At 74.5% G+C, this 16,168-nt stretch carries 15 protein-coding genes; 7 read left to right on the top strand and 8 right to left on the bottom strand.

The annotated features are described in order from the left end of the window. Nucleotides 1-337: 337 nt before the first annotated feature. Nucleotides 338-2,239, bottom strand: coding sequence for a translational GTPase TypA (typA, locus tag EKG83_RS04025; protein ID WP_033430439.1), 1,902 nt, complete (start codon nucleotides 2,237-2,239; stop codon nucleotides 338-340). A gap of 145 nt (nucleotides 2,240-2,384) precedes the next feature. On the opposite strand from typA, the gene EKG83_RS48870 reads away from it, so the two are divergent. Both EKG83_RS48870 and trpS read left to right on the top strand, forming a co-directional pair. Then, nucleotides 2,385-2,516 (top strand): hypothetical protein, encoded by a 132-nt coding sequence (locus EKG83_RS48870; RefSeq protein ID WP_265590315.1) that lies wholly within the window; start codon nucleotides 2,385-2,387, stop codon nucleotides 2,514-2,516. Nucleotides 2,517-2,735: 219 nt separating this feature from the next. Then, the gene (gene trpS, locus EKG83_RS04020) at nucleotides 2,736-3,701 is read left to right on the top strand and encodes a tryptophan--tRNA ligase (protein ID WP_033430440.1); all 966 of its coding nucleotides are present in this window, start codon (nucleotides 2,736-2,738) and stop codon (nucleotides 3,699-3,701) included. 202 nt (nucleotides 3,702-3,903) lie between these two features. On the opposite strand, the gene EKG83_RS47425 is transcribed toward trpS, so the two are convergent. From EKG83_RS47425 to EKG83_RS04005, 3 genes are all read right to left on the bottom strand, one after another. Then, complete coding sequence (locus tag EKG83_RS47425) at nucleotides 3,904-4,728, bottom strand: (deoxy)nucleoside triphosphate pyrophosphohydrolase (protein WP_228122494.1); 825 nt, start codon at nucleotides 4,726-4,728, stop codon at nucleotides 3,904-3,906. 257 nt (nucleotides 4,729-4,985) lie between these two features. Beyond that, a complete protein-coding gene (locus tag EKG83_RS04010; RefSeq protein WP_033430441.1) occupies nucleotides 4,986-6,254 on the bottom strand; it encodes a sensor histidine kinase in 1,269 nt (422 codons plus the stop codon). Beyond that, a complete protein-coding gene (locus EKG83_RS04005; protein ID WP_033430442.1) occupies nucleotides 6,251-6,985 on the bottom strand; it encodes a response regulator transcription factor in 735 nt (244 codons plus the stop codon). Before EKG83_RS04005 ends, EKG83_RS04010 begins: the two co-directional genes overlap by 4 nt. Nucleotides 6,986-7,117: 132 nt before the next feature. Here EKG83_RS04005 and EKG83_RS04000 point away from each other — a divergent pair, with 132 nt between their 5' ends. Genes EKG83_RS04000 through EKG83_RS03985 form a run of 4 tightly spaced genes read left to right on the top strand, consistent with a single transcriptional unit; the run spans nucleotide 7,118 to nucleotide 10,587 of the window. Further along, nucleotides 7,118-8,239 (top strand): LolA family protein, encoded by a 1,122-nt coding sequence (locus tag EKG83_RS04000; RefSeq protein ID WP_033430443.1) that lies wholly within the window; start codon nucleotides 7,118-7,120, stop codon nucleotides 8,237-8,239. Next, nucleotides 8,236-9,249, top strand: a complete 1,014-nt coding sequence (locus tag EKG83_RS03995; protein ID WP_033430444.1) for an ABC transporter ATP-binding protein — start codon at nucleotides 8,236-8,238, stop codon at nucleotides 9,247-9,249. Before EKG83_RS04000 ends, EKG83_RS03995 begins: the two co-directional genes overlap by 4 nt. Beyond that, a complete protein-coding gene (locus EKG83_RS03990) occupies nucleotides 9,246-10,079 on the top strand; it encodes an ABC transporter permease (protein ID WP_033430445.1) in 834 nt (277 codons plus the stop codon). Before EKG83_RS03995 ends, EKG83_RS03990 begins: the two co-directional genes overlap by 4 nt. A 4-nt stretch (nucleotides 10,080-10,083) precedes the next feature. Then, a complete protein-coding gene (locus EKG83_RS03985) occupies nucleotides 10,084-10,587 on the top strand; it encodes a GNAT family N-acetyltransferase (RefSeq protein ID WP_033430446.1) in 504 nt (167 codons plus the stop codon). Nucleotides 10,588-10,634: 47 nt separating this feature from the next. On the opposite strand, the gene EKG83_RS03980 is transcribed toward EKG83_RS03985, so the two are convergent. The 3 genes from EKG83_RS03980 to EKG83_RS03970 form a co-directional block, all read right to left on the bottom strand. Next, nucleotides 10,635-11,633 carry an ABC transporter ATP-binding protein gene (locus EKG83_RS03980; protein WP_033430447.1) on the bottom strand — a complete coding sequence of 333 codons (999 nt, stop codon included), beginning with the start codon at nucleotides 11,631-11,633 and terminating at the stop codon, nucleotides 10,635-10,637. Further along, the gene (locus EKG83_RS03975) at nucleotides 11,634-13,181 is read right to left on the bottom strand and encodes an ABC transporter permease (protein ID WP_033430448.1); all 1,548 of its coding nucleotides are present in this window, start codon (nucleotides 13,179-13,181) and stop codon (nucleotides 11,634-11,636) included. It lies immediately after the preceding gene. Nucleotides 13,182-13,393: 212 nt separating this feature from the next. Then, the gene (locus EKG83_RS03970; RefSeq protein WP_153278857.1) at nucleotides 13,394-14,428 is read right to left on the bottom strand and encodes a thiamine ABC transporter substrate-binding protein; all 1,035 of its coding nucleotides are present in this window, start codon (nucleotides 14,426-14,428) and stop codon (nucleotides 13,394-13,396) included. A gap of 129 nt (nucleotides 14,429-14,557) precedes the next feature. On the opposite strand from EKG83_RS03970, the gene EKG83_RS03965 reads away from it, so the two are divergent. Then, complete coding sequence (locus EKG83_RS03965; protein ID WP_033430450.1) at nucleotides 14,558-14,857, top strand: 4a-hydroxytetrahydrobiopterin dehydratase; 300 nt, start codon at nucleotides 14,558-14,560, stop codon at nucleotides 14,855-14,857. On the opposite strand, the gene EKG83_RS03960 is transcribed toward EKG83_RS03965, so the two are convergent. Continuing rightward, nucleotides 14,813-16,027, bottom strand: coding sequence for a mannosyltransferase (locus EKG83_RS03960; RefSeq protein ID WP_033430451.1), 1,215 nt, complete (start codon nucleotides 16,025-16,027; stop codon nucleotides 14,813-14,815). The genes EKG83_RS03965 and EKG83_RS03960 overlap by 45 nt on opposite strands. Nucleotides 16,028-16,168 lie beyond the last annotated feature (141 nt).

The following is a 16,168-nucleotide window of genomic DNA, read 5'->3' as shown; positions in this document are numbered from 1 at the left end:
CGAGCGAGCGGTTGCTCCGGGTACACGCGCACGTGCGGGCGGGGGCCGCGCTGGGCGGGGAGGCGGGCCGGGGGCGACCGGCCTGGTCGGGCCGATCGGGTCGGCTTGGGTGGCGGGGTGGGGCGGGTGGTGGCCAGGGGGCTCGGGTTGGTCGGTTTCCTCATATTTCAACCGAGTGCCGGACCCCCGGTTTTCGTACATATCCGGGCCTGGACCACCCGATCGTGTAGCCGAAACGCCCCAAACCGCCAGAAACGGACAGGCGCCCCAGGGCCAGGAGCCCTGGGGCGCCTGTCAGCGCACCCTATATATAAGGAGCAAGCCCCGCAGCGCGGGGTCAGCCGCGCAGCTTGGCGCGGTTCCGCTCGCGGCCGCGCTGGTTGGCGTCCAGGATCACCTTCCGCACCCGCACGACCTCCGGCGCGACCTCGACGCACTCGTCGGCCGCGCAGAACTCCAGCGCCTCCTCCAGCGACAGCTTGCGCGGCCGCGCCAGGGTCTCCATCACGTCGGCCGTCGAGGTGCGCATGTTGGTCAGCTTCTTCTCGCGGCAGACGTTGACGTCCAGGTCCTCCGCCCGCGGGTTCTCACCGACGACCATGCCCTCGTACGTGTCGGCGCCCGGCTCGACGAAGAACGTGCCGCGGTCGGCCAGCTGCATCATCGCGTACGCCGTCACCGAGCCGGTGCGGTCGGCGACCAGGGAGCCGTTGTGCCTGGTGCGAATCTCGCCCGCCCACGGGCCGTAGCCCTCGGCGACCGCGTTGGCGATGCCGGTGCCGCGGGTCTCGGTCAGGAACTCGGTGCGGAACCCGATGAGGCCGCGCGAGGGCACGACGTAGTCGAGCTTGATGCGGCCGCTGCCGTGGCCGGACATGTTCTCCATCCGGCCCTTGCGGTTGGCCAGCAGCTGGGTGATGGCGCCCAGGTGCTCCTCCGGCGCGTCGATGGTCAGCCGCTCGAACGGCTCGTGCAGCTTGCCGTCGACGGTCTTGGTCACCACCTGCGGCTTGCCGACGGTCAGCTCGAAGCCCTCGCGGCGCATCTGCTCGACCAGGATGGCCAGCGCCAGCTCGCCGCGGCCCTGGACCTCCCAGGTGTCGGGCCGCTCGGTGGGCAGCACGCGCACCGACACGTTGCCGACCAGCTCGGCGTCGAGGCGGCCCTTGAGCAGGCGGGCGGTGAGCTTGGTGCCGCCGCCGCGGCCGGCCAGCGGCGAGGTGTTGACGCCGATGGTCATCGAGATGGCGGGCTCGTCGACGGTGATCCGCGGCAGCGGCTCGGGGTTGTCGACGTCGGCCAGCGTGTCGCCGATGGTGATGTCGGGGATGCCCGCGATGGCGACCAGGTCGCCGGCGCGCGCCTCCTCGGCGGGCACGCGCTCCAGCGCCTCGGTGATCAGCAGCTCGGTGATCTTGACCTTCTGCACCGAGCCGTCCTCGCGGCACCAGGCCACGGTCTCGCCCTTGCGGATGCGGCCGGCGGCGACGCGGCACAGCGCGATGCGGCCGAGGAACGTGGACGCGTCGAGGTTGGTCACCAGCGCCCGCAGCGGCGCGTCGGCGTCGCCGGTGGGCGCGGGGATGTGGTTGAGCAGCACCTCGAACAGCGAGTCCAGGTTCTCCGCGTCGGGGAGGCCGCCGTCCTCGGGCTGGTTCAGCGACGCGCGGCCGGCGCGCGCCGAGGCGTAGACGACCGGCAGGTCCAGCACGGAGTCGTCGGCGCCGACCTCGGTGGCGAGGTCCAGCAGCAGGTCGTGGGCCTCTTCGACGACCTCGGAGATCCGGGCGTCGGGCCGGTCGACCTTGTTGACCACGAGGATCACGGGCAGGCCGGCGGCCAGGGTCTTGCGCAGCACGAACCGGGTCTGCGGCAGCGGGCCCTCGGAGGCGTCGACCAGCAGCACGACGCCGTCGACCATGGACAGGCCGCGCTCGACCTCGCCGCCGAAGTCGGCGTGGCCCGGGGTGTCCACCACGTTGATGGTGACCACGCCGTCGGGCGTGTGGCGGCGGACCGCGGTGTTCTTGGCGAGGATCGTGATCCCCTTCTCGCGCTCCAGCTCGCCGGAGTCCATCACCCGGTCGACGAGCTCGGCGCGTTCGGAGAAGGCGCCGGACTGCCGGAGCATGGCGTCGACCAGGGTGGTCTTGCCGTGGTCAACGTGCGCGACGATCGCGACGTTGCGCAGGTCGTTGCGGACCAGCGTTTCCTTGATCGACGCGGTGGCCGTGGGCACGCGGAACTCCTAGAGCTGATTCGAGGGAGGCCGGGCGCTGGGACGAAAGGACGCGCGCAGCCTCAACCAGTCTAGCGGGCGGGTCGTCATTACCACACGGGGGACGGCAGGTGAGGTCAGCCTCACCTAGTCTGGGGACACCTGGATGAGCGGAGCGCGTCGCGTGGGCAAGGGCAAGGTGAAGAAGAAGTGCTGCCGGTCGGACCCCCGCTGCCGGCGCTGCCCGGTGTTCGCCCTGCTCAAGGCCAAGAAGAAGGACGGGAAGAAGGCGGCGTGAGGGCCGTATGCCACGTCGCGAAGTCCATGTGGGGCCTTCGCGGTCCCGGCGGGAGCCGCTAGCATCGGGGCCGTGCGCGTTGTCCACACGTCCTGGTGGCCGTCTTCCCGGCGGCCCTGAGACTGCGCGTTCCGAAACCAACGCAGGCCGCCCGTCGAGGCGGCCTTCGCGTTGTTCGGGGGACCCTTCGGCGGGCCCACCCCCGAAGGGATTCACCCCATGGTCAGGCTCTCCGCGATCACCCCGTCCGGCCAGGTCCAGCTGGGCAACTACCTCGGCGCCGTCCGGCAGTGGGCCGTCGACGGCGGCGAGGAGGACATCTACTTCATCAGCGACCTGCACGCGATGACGACGTCGCACAACCCGTCCCGGCTGCGGGCGCTGACCCGGGAGCAGCTGGCCGTGGTGATCGCCTCCGGCGTGGACCCCAGGTCGGTGTCGGTGCAGTCGGACCTGGTGCGGGAGCTGGGTGCGCTGACCTGGGTGCTGGAGTGCACCTGCACGTACGGCGAGGCGGCGCGGATGGTGCAGTTCAAGGAGAAGTCGGTGGGGCGGTCGTCGGTGCGGCTGAGCCTGCTGACCTACCCGGTGCTGATGGCGTCCGACATCCTGCTGCAGGGCGCGCACGAGGTGCCGGTGGGTGACGACCAGAAGCAGCACGTGGAGCTGGCCCGGGCGCTGGCGCGGCGGTTCAACGGCACGTACGGCGAGGTGTTCGCGGTGCCGCGCGCGGTGGTGCCGCCGACCGGGGCGCGGGTGCGCGACCTGGCCGACCCGACGCGCAAGATGGACAAGACGGCGAAGGACGCGGCGGGCACGGTGTTCGTGCTCGACCCGCCCGACCTGGTGCGGCGCAAGATCCGGCGGGCGGTGACCGACGACCGGGCGGAGGTGCGCTACGCGCCCGAGGAGCAGCCGGGCGTGGCGAACCTGCTGGAGATCCTGAGCGCGTGCACGGGCAAGGAGCCGCAGGAGCTGGCCGGTGCCCACGCCACGTACGACGACCTGAAGGAGGTCGTCGCGGAGGCCGTGGTCGAGGAGCTGCGCCCGATCCGGGAGCGGACCCGGGAACTCCTGGACGACCCGGCCGAGCTGGACCGCGTCCGCGCCCACGGCGCCGAGCGCACCCGCGACCGCTGCCGCCACCGCCTCGACGCCGCCCTGCGGGTCTCCGGCCTCGGCTGACCCCCACCCCCGGCGTGTCATGCACTCAGACCCCGCGTGTCATGCGCTCAAGCCGCGCGTGTCATGCGCTCAGACCTCGTGAGTCATGCGCTCGCGCCCTCTGGAGGGGGGAGCTGAATGCATGACACGCGGGTGCTGGGCGCATGACACGCCGGGGTTGAGGGCATGACACGCGGGGGCTGGAGGCATGACACGCGCGGGGTTAGGTGGGGGTTGGGGTTAGGAGGGGGTGCAGGGCGGGGAGGAGGACCCGGTCGGCGGGGAGCCAGTCGAGGGTGTCCAGTTCGGTGGGGCCGATCCAGCGGACGGCCTGGTGGTCGGTGGGGGTGGGGGTGCCTTCGGGCAGGTGGGCGGTGTAGGCGCGGAGGAGGAGGTCGGGGCGCAGGGGGACGTCGGGGGCCAGGCGGGTGTCGGGGACGACGGTGACGCCCAGTTCCTCGCGGCACTCGCGGATGACCGCGTCGTGGTCGGTCTCGCCCGGTTCGACGCGGCCGCCGGGGAGTTCCCAGCGGCCGGCGGTGTCCGGGGGGTAGGAGCGCTGCTGGGCCAGCAGGAGGCCGTTGCGGATGATGGCGGCGCCTACCACTACGCGCGCGTTGAGGAGTTCCACGGAGCGTTGGGACACGGCGTGGGCGCGGGCCTGCATCACCTTCAGGGCCAGGCCCCGGCCCACCACGACGTCGGCCAGGCGGCCCACCGGGCCGCCCGGGCTGGTCCACTCGACCGAGTCGACCACCATGGTGCCGCCGCCGGTGTGCAGGAGGTCGGTGGTCAGGGTCAGTCGCGGCAGGGGGCCGCCGACCAGCTCGGCCGACACGCCGGTGGTGTCCGCTCGGGTCACGACCAGCACGCCGTTGACCGGGCCCACGGAGCCGGTCAGGGAGGCGCCCCGGTACAGGACCGGCTCGCCCGAGATGCGCACGCCCAGGCCCCGGACGGCGCGGGCCAGCAGCAGGCCGTCCAGCAGGGCGGCGGCGACCGTGCTCAGCGGGGCGTCGACCAGGGTGGTGTTCCTCAGCTCGGGCACGGGCGGAATCCTGCCGGCCGGGGTGGTGCCGACACTACTCCGAAGGGGCGAGGGCGGGAGTTCGAAGGGATGAGGGCGGGACCACCGGACAGGACCCCAACCGGGCAAGACCCCACCGGGCAAGACCCCACCGGCAGGGTTCGAAAGCAGCGCCCGGAAGCAGGGCCCGGAAGCAGGGCCGGATGGCAGCGCTCCCGTAGGGCCCGGCCGGCCCCGCCGGCGCGGACGCCACCGGCAGCGCGTCACCGGGCAGCACGTCACCGGTAGGCGGGCCAGCGCACCTCCAGGCGGGCGCCGCCCTCCGGTGACTCGCCCGCCCGCACGGTCCCCCGCCGCCGGCGCACCAGGTGGGCGACCAGGGCCAGGCCCAGGCCGAAGCCGCCGGTGGCGCGGCCGCGGTCCGACTCGACGCGGTAGAACCGGTCGAACACCTTCTCCCGGTGCTCCTCGGGGATGCCGGGGCCGTCGTCGTCGACGACCAGGCGGACCTCGCGGGCGGCGGGCAGCACCGAGACCCGGATGAACGCGCGGGCGTGGCGGGCGGCGTTGCGCAGCAGGTTGTCCACCACCAGCTCGACCTCGGTGCGGGCGGCGGAGACCATGCAGGCGCTCATCGGCGCGGCGACCTGCACCACCACGTCCTGCGCGGCCAGGCGGTCGACGGCGGCCTGCGCCTGGAGCGCCAGGTCGACCGGTTCGGCGCGCGGCAGCTCGCCGGTGTCGGCGCGGGCCAGCATGAGCAGGGCGTCGACCAGCGCGGACAGCCGCTCGGACTCCTCGACGACGGACTCCAGCACCTCGATGGAGAAGTCGGGGTCGGGGTGGGCCACGGCCACCTCGGCCTGGGCCCGCACCGACGTCACCGGGGACCGCAGCTCGTGGGCGGCGTCGCCGGTGAACCGCCGCAGCCGCTCGGTGGCCTCGTCGCGCCGGGCCAGCAGGGCGTTCAGCTCGACCGCAAGCGCTTGCAGCTCGTCGCGCGCGGCGGGCACGGGCAGGCGCTGGCCGCGCGGGAGCTGCCCGGCGGCCACGCGCATGCGCTCCACCGGGCGCAGCGACGAGCGGACCGACAGCCACGTGGCGATGCCCACCAGCCCGGCCACCAGCACCGCGGCCACCAGCAGCCAGCGGGTGCCGAGGCGGTTGGCCTCGCGGTAGCCGAGCAGGGTGTCGCCGGCGACGTGCAGGCGCGGGGTGCCGTCGGGGGTGAACTCCACCCAGCCGATCCACCGGTGCGCGCTCGCGCCCTCGACGCGCAGCACCGGCCGGCCGGCCTTGAGGGTGCGGACCTCGGCGGGGGTCAGGTCGGTGGGCGGTCCGCCGTCCACGGGGGTGCCCGCGGTGTCGAGCACGCGCACCGCGCCGGACCGGGCCAGCTCCGCGTCGACCGCGCTGATCTGCACCATCCCGATGAGCCTCGGCGCCAGCAGGGTGAACGCGAGCAGGCACATCAGGGCCACGCCGGTGGCCACGACGGTGATGCGGAACCGCAGCGTGCGGCGCAGCCACCAGCGGCGCGGGCTCACCTGCGCCTGCTGGCCGCCGAGCCGAGCGCCGCGTCCAGGTCGGGCGTGGACGCCAGGTAGCCGTGGCCGCGCACGGTCCGGACCACCTCGCCCGCGCCCATGGCCTCCAGCTTGCGCCGCAGGTAGCCGACGTAGACCTCGACCGCGTTGCGGGTCGCGGCCTGCTCGTCGCCCCACACGGTGCGCAGCAGCTCGTCCTTGGTCACCACGGACCCGGCGCGGCCGGCCAGCACGTCGAGCACCGCGTACTCGCGCGGCGACAGCGCCACCGGCTCGCCCGCCCAGCTCACCTCGCGCGCGGCCCGGTCGACCACCAGTTCGCCGAGCTTGAGGCGCCGTCGCGCCAGGTCGGCGTTGTTGCGCCGCAGCAGCGCCCGCACCTGCGCGACCAGCACCACGAACGAGAACGGCTTGACCAGGTAGCCGTCGGCGCCCAGGTCGAGCCCGTCGGCCTGGTCGACCTCGCCGTCCTTGGCCGACACCATCAGCACGGGCGTGCGCACGCCCTCGGCGCGCATCCGCTGGAGCACCCGGTAGCCGGACAGGCCCGGCAGCATGATGTCGAGCAGCACCACGTCGAACGCGCCGGTCAGCGCCACCCGCAGGGCGTTGGGCCCGTCGGCGGCGGTGACCACCTCCATGCCCTCGGCGGACAGGCCGCGCTCCAGCGCCCGTCGCACGCCCACCTCGTCGTCCACCACCAGCACCCGCGGTCTCACGCCACACAGCATGCCCGTTCGGTGGGACGATCGCGGCACGATCTCAGTGCTCTCTCAGTCTCTCAGCACCGTCTCAGCGCGGGCGCGGGATCGTCGGTGACGTCGGGTCGCAAGGAGCCGCCCGACGCCTCGGGAGGAGGGGACATGAACCGCAGGAGGGTGACCGTCGCCGCGGCGGCGGCCGGCGTGGTCGCCGGGGCCACCGGGCTCGGGCTGCTCGCGATGCCCGCGGGCGCCGGGCCCGCGCCGGTGCTGCCCGACGTGACGGCCGAGGCCCTGGTCGAGTCGGTGGTCACGGCCACGCCCGCCGCGCTGGGCGGCAGCGTCGAGGTGGACAACGACCTGGGCATCCCGGCGCTCGCGGGGGTGCCGCAGCTGTCGGACGGCGCCAGCTCGCTGCGCGTGTGGACCGACGGCGCGGGCAAGGTGCGGGTGCAGCTGCCCGCGGGCAGCTCGGAGAAGACCTTCGTCGACGACGGGCAGACCGCGTGGCTGTGGGACTCCGCCGCGCAGTCGGTGACCAAGCTCCCGCACGGCACCGCCCGGGAGGAGGCCGCCGAGCAGGGCGTGCCCGCCGACCCGGTGACGCTGGCCCGCGACGTGGTGTCCCGCGTCAAGGAGTTCAGCGACGTCACCGTCGACGGCACCGCGCGCGTCGCGGGCCGGGCCGCGTACGAGCTGGTGCTGACGCCGAAGCCGACGGAGAAGACCGTGCTGCGCGAGGTGCGCGTCGCGGTCGACGCCGAGCTGCGCGCGCCGCTGCGGCTGTCCGTGCTGACCAACGGCACGGACGCGCCCGCCGTGCGGGTCGGGTTCTCCGACCTGGACGTCGGCCCGCAGGACGCGGCGCTGTTCGCGTTCACCCCGCCCGCCGGGGCGAAGGTGACCGAGGACGGCCCGCACGAGGTCTCGCCCGAGGACAAGGCTGCCGCCGAGCGGGCGCTGGCCGAGGCCGGGCCGCAGGTCGTCGGCGAGGGCTGGGACGCCGTGCTGGTCGCGCGCGTGCCCGCCGAGGCGCTGACGAGCATGGTCGGGCGGGGCGAGCAGGGCCGGGACCGGCACTGGGAGGACGCGCCCGGCCGGCCGGAGGACGTCGACGTCCAGGGCCTGCTGCGGCAGCTCGGCAAGCCGGTCAGCGGCCCGTGGGGCTCGGGCACGCTGATCACCGCCCGGGTCGGCGCCGTCCTGGTCGCCGACGACGGCCGGGTGGCCGCGGGCGCGGTGCCCGAGCAGGTGCTGGTGGACGCGATCGGTCAGGTCAGGTGACCACCTCGACCAGCGCGCGGGTGGGGTCGGCCGACGCCGGCCCCGCCCCCGTCCTCGCGGCCCGGACGCGGGGACTGCGCAAGGTGTACGGGCGGACGGTGGCGGTGGACCGGGTGGACCTCGACGTGCCGGTGGGGGCGGTGCTGGGGATGCTCGGCCCCAACGGGTCGGGCAAGACCACCACGATCCGGATGCTGCTCGGGCTGGTGCGGCCGACCGAGGGGGAGGTCGAGCTGCTGGGCCAAGCCCTGCCCGACGGCGTCGCGGCCGCGCTGCCGCACGTCGGCGCGCTGGTCGAGGGTCCGGGATTTCACCCGTTCCTGTCGGGCCGGGAGAACCTGCGGCGGGTGGCGGCGTTCGAGCCGCTGCTCGCCACAGGCTCGGCCCGGCAGGCTGTGGAGGACGCGCTGGAGCGGGTCGGGCTCGGCGCCGCCGCGCACCGCCGCTACCGCGGGTACTCGCTGGGCATGAAGCAGCGGCTGGGCCTGGCGGCGGCGCTGCTGGTGCCGCGACGGCTGATCGTGCTCGACGAGCCCACCAACGGCCTGGACCCGGCCGGCACCCGCGAGGTGCGCGGCGTGATCGCCGACCTGCACGCCGCGGGCAGCACCGTGGTGGTGTCGTCGCACCTGCTCAGCGAGATCGAGGCCACCTGCACGCACGTGGCGGTGCTGCACCGCGGCACCGTGGTGGCGCAGGGCGGGCTGGCCGAGCTGCTCCAGGCCGACAGCAGCTCCCTGCTGGTCACCACCCCGGACGTGGAGCAGGCGCTGAACGCGCTGCGCGCGGGCCGCATCTCGGCGCGCCCCACCGAGGAGGGCGTGCGGGTCGAGCTGATCGGCACGACCGCGCCCGCGGTGCTGGAGGCGCTGGTGCGCGCGGGGGTCGCGGTGCACGAGGCGCGCCGGCACCGCACCGGCCTGGAGGACCTGTTCGCCCGGCTCACCGAGGCCGAGGAGGGCGACCACAACCTGTCCGCCGTGGACACGATCGAGGAGGGGGCACGATGAGCGCCCTGGTCGCCACGCGCGCCCCGCTGGGCCGCCAGCTCCGCTCGGAGCTGCGGTGGATCCTGCGCCGCCCGCGGACCGTGATCGGCCTGGCCCTGCTGTGCCTGGTGCCGGTGCTGGCCGGCATCGGCCTGTGGGTCGCCACCGGCGACGGCGGCCCCGCCGGACCGGGCCTGGCCGCGATCGTCGACGGCAACGGCCTGGTGCTGCCGGTGTTCACGCTGTTCCTGGCGCTGCCGCTGCTGCTGCCGCTGGTCGGCGCGGTCTGGGCGGCCGACGGGCTGGCCGGCGAGGCGCAGCACGGCACGCTGCGCGGGCTGCTGATCGCGCCGGTGGGGCGGGTGCGGCTGCTGGCGGTCAAGGCGTTCGGCGTGGCCACCGCGACGCTGCTCGCGGTCACCCTGCTCGCCGTCGTCGGCACCGTCGTCGGGCTGGTGCTGTTCGGCGGGGACGGGATGCTGACGCTGTCGGGCAGCACCCTGCCCGCCGGCGCGGCGCTCGGCCGGATCGCGCTGGCCGTGCTGCTGGTGACCGTGCAGGTGTGGGGCATCGCGGCGGTCGCGCTGGCCATCTCGGCGTGCACCGAGCACCCGCTGGTGGTGATGGCCGCGACCATGGCCGGCGTGATCGTGTTCTCGGTGCTGGGCATGTTCAGCGCGCTGGACTGGCTCCAGCCGTACCTGATCACCTCGGCGTGGAACGGCCTGGTCGACGTGATGCGCGACCCGCTGCCGACCGAGCAGCTGTGGCGCAGCACCGCCCTGGCGGGCTGCTACGTCCTCATCGGGTTGTCGCTGGCCGCAATTCGCTTGGCGACCAAGGACAATTAGCGGTGTGCCCCTGGAGACCGACCGGCTGACGCTGCGCCCGTTCACCTGGTCCGATGTGGACCTGCTGGTGTGGTTGCTCGGCGAACCGCGGGTGATGCGGTACATCGAGGACGGCAGGCCCGTGCCGCGCGAACGCGTCGAGCGCGAGGTGCTGCCGAAGGTGGTGGGCGGCACCGGGTGGTGGGCCGCGCACGAGAAGGCCGCGGGCGCGTTCGTCGGCTGGTTCGAGCTGAGCCCGGCCGGGGACGGCGTGGCGGAGCTGGGCTACCGGCTGCACCCGGACCACTGGGGTCGCGGCTACGCCACCGAGGGGGCGTCCGCGCTGGTCGCGGCCGGGTTCGCGGCGGGGCTGACGAGGGTCGTGGCGACCGCGATGGCGGTCAACACGGCCTCCCGGCGCGTGCTGGAGAAGGTCGGGCTGCGGTACGTGCGCACGTTCCACGAGGACTGGCCGGACCCGATCGAGGGCTGGGAGCACGGCGACGTGGAGTACGCGCTGGAGCGCTGAGGCCCGGCGGCGGAGCGGTCCCCCGCACGGGCCGCCCCGCCTCCCGGTCAAGTCCCCGGCCCGGTTCGGTCCCCCGGCCCGATGACCGCGACCCCGTCGTGGTCCACGGCCAGCCGCACCCGGTCGCCCGGCGACGGCGGCGCGGCGACCGGGGCGACCGCCTCGAAGTCCTCCCCCGCCACGTCCACCACCAGCCGGACGTGGTCGCGGCGGTGCACCCGCTCCAGCACGGTCGCCCCGACCGCCCCCTCCGGGTCCACCCGCAGCGCGGTCGCCCGCAGCCCGACCCGCGCGTCCACCCCCACCAGCTCCCGCGCCGCCGCCGCGGACAGCACCCGGCCGCACCCCAGGAACCGGGCCGTCGGCACGTCCACCGGGTGCCGCCACACCCGCGCGGGCACCCCCACCTGCACGACCCGGCCCTCCCGCATCACCGCGACCCGGTCGGCCAGGGTGAACGCCTCGTCGTGGTCGTGCGTCACCACCAGCGCCGTCGCCCCGGTCTCCCGCAGCAGCCGCGCCAGGTCCACGGCCAACTGCTCGCGCAGCGCCCGGTCCAGCGCGGACAGCGGCTCGTCCAGCAGCAGCAGCTTCGGCCGCGGTGCCAGGGCGCGCGCCAGGGCCACGCGCTGCTGCTCACCGCCGGACAGCTCGGTGACGCGCCGCGACCCGCGACCCGCCAGCCCCACCAGCTCCAGCAGCTCGGCGACCCTCTTCTCCCGCTCGGCCCGCCCCACCCCGAGCATCCGCAGCCCGAACGCCACGTTGCCCGCCACGTCCCGGTGCGGGAACAGCTGCCCGTCCTGGAACACCAGCCCGAACCCGCGCCGGTGCACGGGCGTGCGCGCCAGGTCCGCCCCGTCCCACGCGACGTGCCCCGCGCTCGGCCGCTCCAGGCCCGCCACCGCCCGCAGCAGCGTCGACTTCCCGCAGCCCGACGGCCCCAGCAGCGCCACCACCTCGCCGTCGGCGACCTCCAGGTCCACGTCCGACACCGCGGTCACCGCGCCGTACCGCACGCTCACCGCACCGACCCGCAACGCCACCTAGAACTCCCCGCCGCTCGGCACCCGCAACCGCTCGATCCCCAGCACGGCCGCCGTGGTCACCACCATCAGCAGCGCGCACGCCGCGTACGCCATCTGGCTGTTCAGCCCGCCGGGCCGCGACATCAGCCGGGCGATCACCACCGGCAGCGTCGGCGCGTCCGGCCGGGCCAGGAAGCTCGTCGCGCCGAACTCGCCCAGCGCCACCACGAACCCGAACCCGGCCGCCGCGACCAGCGCCCGCGACGCCAGCGGCAGGTCCACCTCCCGCCACACCCGCCACGGGCTCGCGCCCAGCGCCGCCGCGGCCTGCCGCAGCCGCTCGTCCACCGCGCGCAGCACCGGCAGCACGACCCGCACCACCAGCGGCGTCACCACCAGGGCCTGGGCCAGCGGCACCAGCAGCGGCGAGGTGCGGAAGTCGCCCGGCAGCGCGTCCATGGTCACCAGGTAGCCGAAGCCGACGGTCACCGCGGACACGCCCAGCGGCAGCATCAGCGCCGTGTCCAGGACCTCGGCGAACCACGAGCCGCGCCGGCGCAGGCCCACCAGCACCACCGCCGACACCACGCCCACCAGCAGCGCCACCAGCGTGGCGTCGGTGGCCGCGCGCAGCGAGTTCAGCGCCGCGTCCAGGCCGGTGACCGCGAGCGTGCCGCGCTCACCGGTGCCCGCCAGCGCCGCGTACCCGGCCAGGCTCCACCCGTCCGGCCCGGACAGCGACCGCACGACCAGGCCGACCACCGGCGCGAGCAGCGCGGCCACCACCAGCCACGCGGCGGCCACCACCGCCCACTCGCCGCCGGTCGGCCGCCGCGGCGGCTCCACCCGCAGCGACAGCGCGCCCTCCCGCCTGCGCCGCGCCACCCCGCCCACCACCAGCACCGCGACCACCGCGGTGAACTGGAGCAGCGACAGCGCGGCCGCGCCGGACAGGTCGAACAGCTCCACCGTGCGCAGGTAGATCTCGGTCTCCAGGGTGCGGTGGCGGGCACCGCCGAGCACCAGCACCACGCCGAAGCTGGTGGCGCAGAACAGGAACACCACCGACGCGGCCGACCCGACCGCCGGGGCCAGCGCGGGCAGCGTCACGGCCGCGAAGGCGCGCAGCCGGGACGCGCCCAGGGCACGCGCCGCGTCCTCCGCGCGCCGGTCGACCCGCGCCCACAGGCCGCCGACCGTGCGGGCCACCACGGCGACGTTGAAGAACGCGTTGGCCAGCACGATCGGCAGCACCCCGCCGTCCGGCCACAGCGCCCGGAACGCCAACCCCACCACCACGGTCGGCAGCACGAACGGCACCATCACCGCCGCCCGCACCACCCCGGTGCCGCGCACCCGGCACCGCGCCAGCAGGAACGCCACCGGCATGCCCGTGAGCAGCGCCAACGCCGTCGCCGCGGCCGCCTGGGCGACGGTGAAGCCGACCAGGTCCCGGGTGCGCGGGTCGGTCAGGACCGGCAGCACGCCGCCCTCGTCGAGGCCCAGGCCGACGATCGCGACCACCGGCCAGGCGAAGAACACGCCCAGGAACGCCAGGGGCAGCACGGCCGCCGCCGCCCAGCCGAGACCCGCGCCGGGGCGAACGGGCCCGGTCGGGCCCGCCTCGGTTCGACGAGACGCGGTCCGGCCCGTCCCGGTGCGGTCGGACCCGGTCGGCTCCGGCCCGGTCGGCTCCGGCCCGGTCGGCTCCGGCCCGGTCGGCTCCGGCCCGGTCGGCTCCGGCCCGGTCGGCTCCGGCCCGGTCGGCTCCGGCCCGGTCAGCCCAGGACCAACGCGCGCCACTCGGACACCCACCGCTCGCGGTTCGCGTCGACCTCCTCGGCGGGCAGCGACCGCGAGGCGGTCGGCAGCGGCGCGGCCTTGGCCCACGCCTCGGGCAGCGCCACGCCCTCCCGCGACGGGTAGACGTACATGCTGCCCGGCACCTCGGCCTGGAACGGCTCGGACAGCAGGAAGTCCACGACCTTCCGCGCGTCCCCGGGGTTCTTCGCGTTGTTCAGCACGCCCGCGTACTCGACCTGGCGGTAGCAGGTGTCCAGCAGGGCCCTGGTGCGCGGCGCGCCGTCCTCGCCGATCTCCGCGGACGGCGAGGACGCGTAGGACACCACGATCGGCCGCGGCCCCTTGCCGCTGGAGCCGGAGAAGTCCTGGGTGTACGCCTCCTCCCAGCCGCTGACGACCTTGACGCCGTTGGCCTTGAGCCGGGCCCAGTAGTCCCGCCAGTCCTCCGGCCCGAAGGTGGAGACGGTGCCCAGCAGGAACGCCAGGCCCGGCGAGGACGTGGCCGGGTCCTGCACGACCAGCATGTCCTTGTACTTCGGGTCGGTCAGGTCCGCCAACTGCCGGGGCTCGCCGACGTCCTTGAGCGCGGCCACGTCGACGTTGAGGCACACGTCGCCGAGGTCCACCGCGTGCAGCCGGTTCGGCGGGTCGAGCCGGTAGCGCTGGGCGCCGTTGCCCGCCTCGGGGCTCGCGTACTCGGCGAACACGTCCTCCTTGAGCGCGCGGGAGGCGAACGTGGAGTCCACGCCGTAGGCGACGTCGCCGATCGGGTTGTCCTTGGTCAGGACCAGCTTGTTGGTCATCTCGCCGGCGTCGCCGTTGGCGAGCTGCCGGATGGTGATGCCGGTGTCGGCCTTGAACGCGTCCAGCACCCCCTGCGGCACCGCGAAGGAGTCGTGGGTCACCAGGGTGACCACCCGCTCCTGCGGCGACGAGCCGGTGTTGGTGGTCACCGAGCAGGCGGTGAGCAGCGCGAACGCGGTCGCGGTGGACAGCAGGCGACGAAGCATCATCTCTCCCTACACCGGCATTACCCGGATCAGGTGTGGACGGTCGAAGGCCGGCGTGCCTTCCTCTCAGCCCGGCGCAGCACCGGACTCCCGTGGCGAACGGGCAGCTTACCCGGCAGGATCGGGGACATGCCCAAGGCCGAGCTGCTGACCGACGACCAGGTGGACGCCGAGCTGACCTCCTTGCCGGCGTGGCGCGCCCAGGACGCCGCGCTGGTGCGCACCGCGGAGCTGGCGAGCTTCCCGCAGGCGATCGAGGTGGTGAACCGGGTGGCCGAGGTCGCCGAGCGCGACGACCACCACCCCGACGTCGACATCCGCTGGCGCACGCTCACCTTCCGGTGCTCGACGCACTTCGCGGGCGGCATCACCGCGCTGGACGTGTCACTGGCGCAGGAGATCGACCGGATCCTCGACTCGCTCGGGTGAGCGCGAGCCCGAGCGCGGGCGCAGCACCACCGCCACGGTGACCAGGGTGAGCACGCCCACCGCCGGGTAGACCCAGCCCAGCGCCGAGTAGTACCACGGGCGCGAGACGACCCAGATCGACGGCTGGGCGTTGAGCAGGAACGAGATGAGGTAGCTGCCGATCGCCGCCAGCCACGCCGCGGCGGCGATCGCGGCCAGCCGGTGCCGCACCCCGTACAGCAGCCACATCAGCGCGGGCACCGCCCAGACCCAGTGGTGGCTCCACGAGATCGGCGACACCAGCAGGCCCAGGAACTGCACGGTGACGACCATGGCGAGGGTGTCGCCCGCCCGCACCGCGGCGCGCAGCGCGAACCCGGCCAGCACCGCGGCCGCGGCGACCGCGACCAGGAACACCGGCCCCGTCTGCACGTCGTACCCCAGGGTGCGGCTCAGCGCGCCGCGCAGCGACTGGTTGATCGCCGAGCCCACGGGCCCGACGCGCTCGGCGTCGCCGAGCAGGTGGAACCAGAACTGCGTCGACTGGCCGGGCGAGACCGCGTAGCCGACGCCCACCGTGGCTGCGAAGGCCACCACCGACCACGCGGCGGCCCGGTACTGCCTGGTGACCAGGAAGTACAGCCCGGAGATCGCCGGGGTCAGCTTCAGCCCGGCCGCGATGCCGACACCGGCGCCCTGCCGCCACGCCCGCGCGCTGACCACCGTGCCCAGCAGCAGGGCGGCCAGGACGAGGTTGACCTGCCCGTAGTTGAGGGTGGTGCGGACGGGCTCGACCCAGATGAACAGGCCGGTCCACAGCAGGGCGCGCCGCGGGTCGCGGCTGCCGACCAGGTCCAACGACTTCCTGGTGATGAACCACAGGCACGCCAGGCTGACCAGCTGCCACACCCACCGCGCCACCGCCCACGGCACCCACGACAGCGGCACGAACACCAGCGCGGAGAACGGCGGGTAGGTGAACGGCAGGGCGAACTGGTCGGAGAACTCCTTGAGCCGCCACTGGTAGAGCTCGCCGGTGAACAGCTCCGGCGAGGCGTTCCGGTAGACCATGAGGTCCACCATGGTCATCTTGGTCTGGAAGGCGACCATGGCCAGGTGACCGAGCAGGGACAGTCCGAACACCCACGGTGCGACGGCCGACACACGCCCCTCAAGTGCACGGAGACCCACTCCTACCTCCACGATCGTGTGAACTGCACGACTGCCGGGCCACGAAACCGGGTACCCCGGCGTCAAGACGAGTGGGAGATCAACGCAAGGGGATATCGCATGACCGCCGACATCGTCGTGTTCACCGTCGCCGCCCTGGGC

It is taken from the genome of Saccharothrix syringae, assembly GCF_009498035.1.
GTDB classification, from domain to species: domain Bacteria; phylum Actinomycetota; class Actinomycetes; order Mycobacteriales; family Pseudonocardiaceae; genus Actinosynnema; species Actinosynnema syringae.
The sequence above is the reverse complement of the archived record's forward strand: the minus strand, read 5'-3'. Positions and strand labels throughout refer to the sequence as shown.

Excerpts from the sequence above, each read along its gene's own strand:
- EKG83_RS48870 (WP_265590315.1), top strand. The coding sequence starts at position 2,385 with ATGAGCGGAGCGCGTCGCGTGGGCAAGGGCAAGGTGAAGAAGAAGTGC.
- trpS (WP_033430440.1), top strand. The coding sequence starts at position 2,736 with ATGGTCAGGCTCTCCGCGATCACCCCGTCCGGCCAGGTCCAGCTGGGC.
- EKG83_RS04005 (WP_033430442.1), bottom strand. The coding sequence starts at position 6,985 with ATGCTGTGTGGCGTGAGACCGCGGGTGCTGGTGGTGGACGACGAGGTG.
- EKG83_RS04000 (WP_033430443.1), top strand. The coding sequence starts at position 7,118 with ATGAACCGCAGGAGGGTGACCGTCGCCGCGGCGGCGGCCGGCGTGGTC.
- EKG83_RS03990 (WP_033430445.1), top strand. The coding sequence starts at position 9,246 with ATGAGCGCCCTGGTCGCCACGCGCGCCCCGCTGGGCCGCCAGCTCCGC.
- EKG83_RS03970 (WP_153278857.1), bottom strand. The coding sequence starts at position 14,428 with ATGCTTCGTCGCCTGCTGTCCACCGCGACCGCGTTCGCGCTGCTCACC.
- EKG83_RS03965 (WP_033430450.1), top strand. The coding sequence starts at position 14,558 with ATGCCCAAGGCCGAGCTGCTGACCGACGACCAGGTGGACGCCGAGCTG.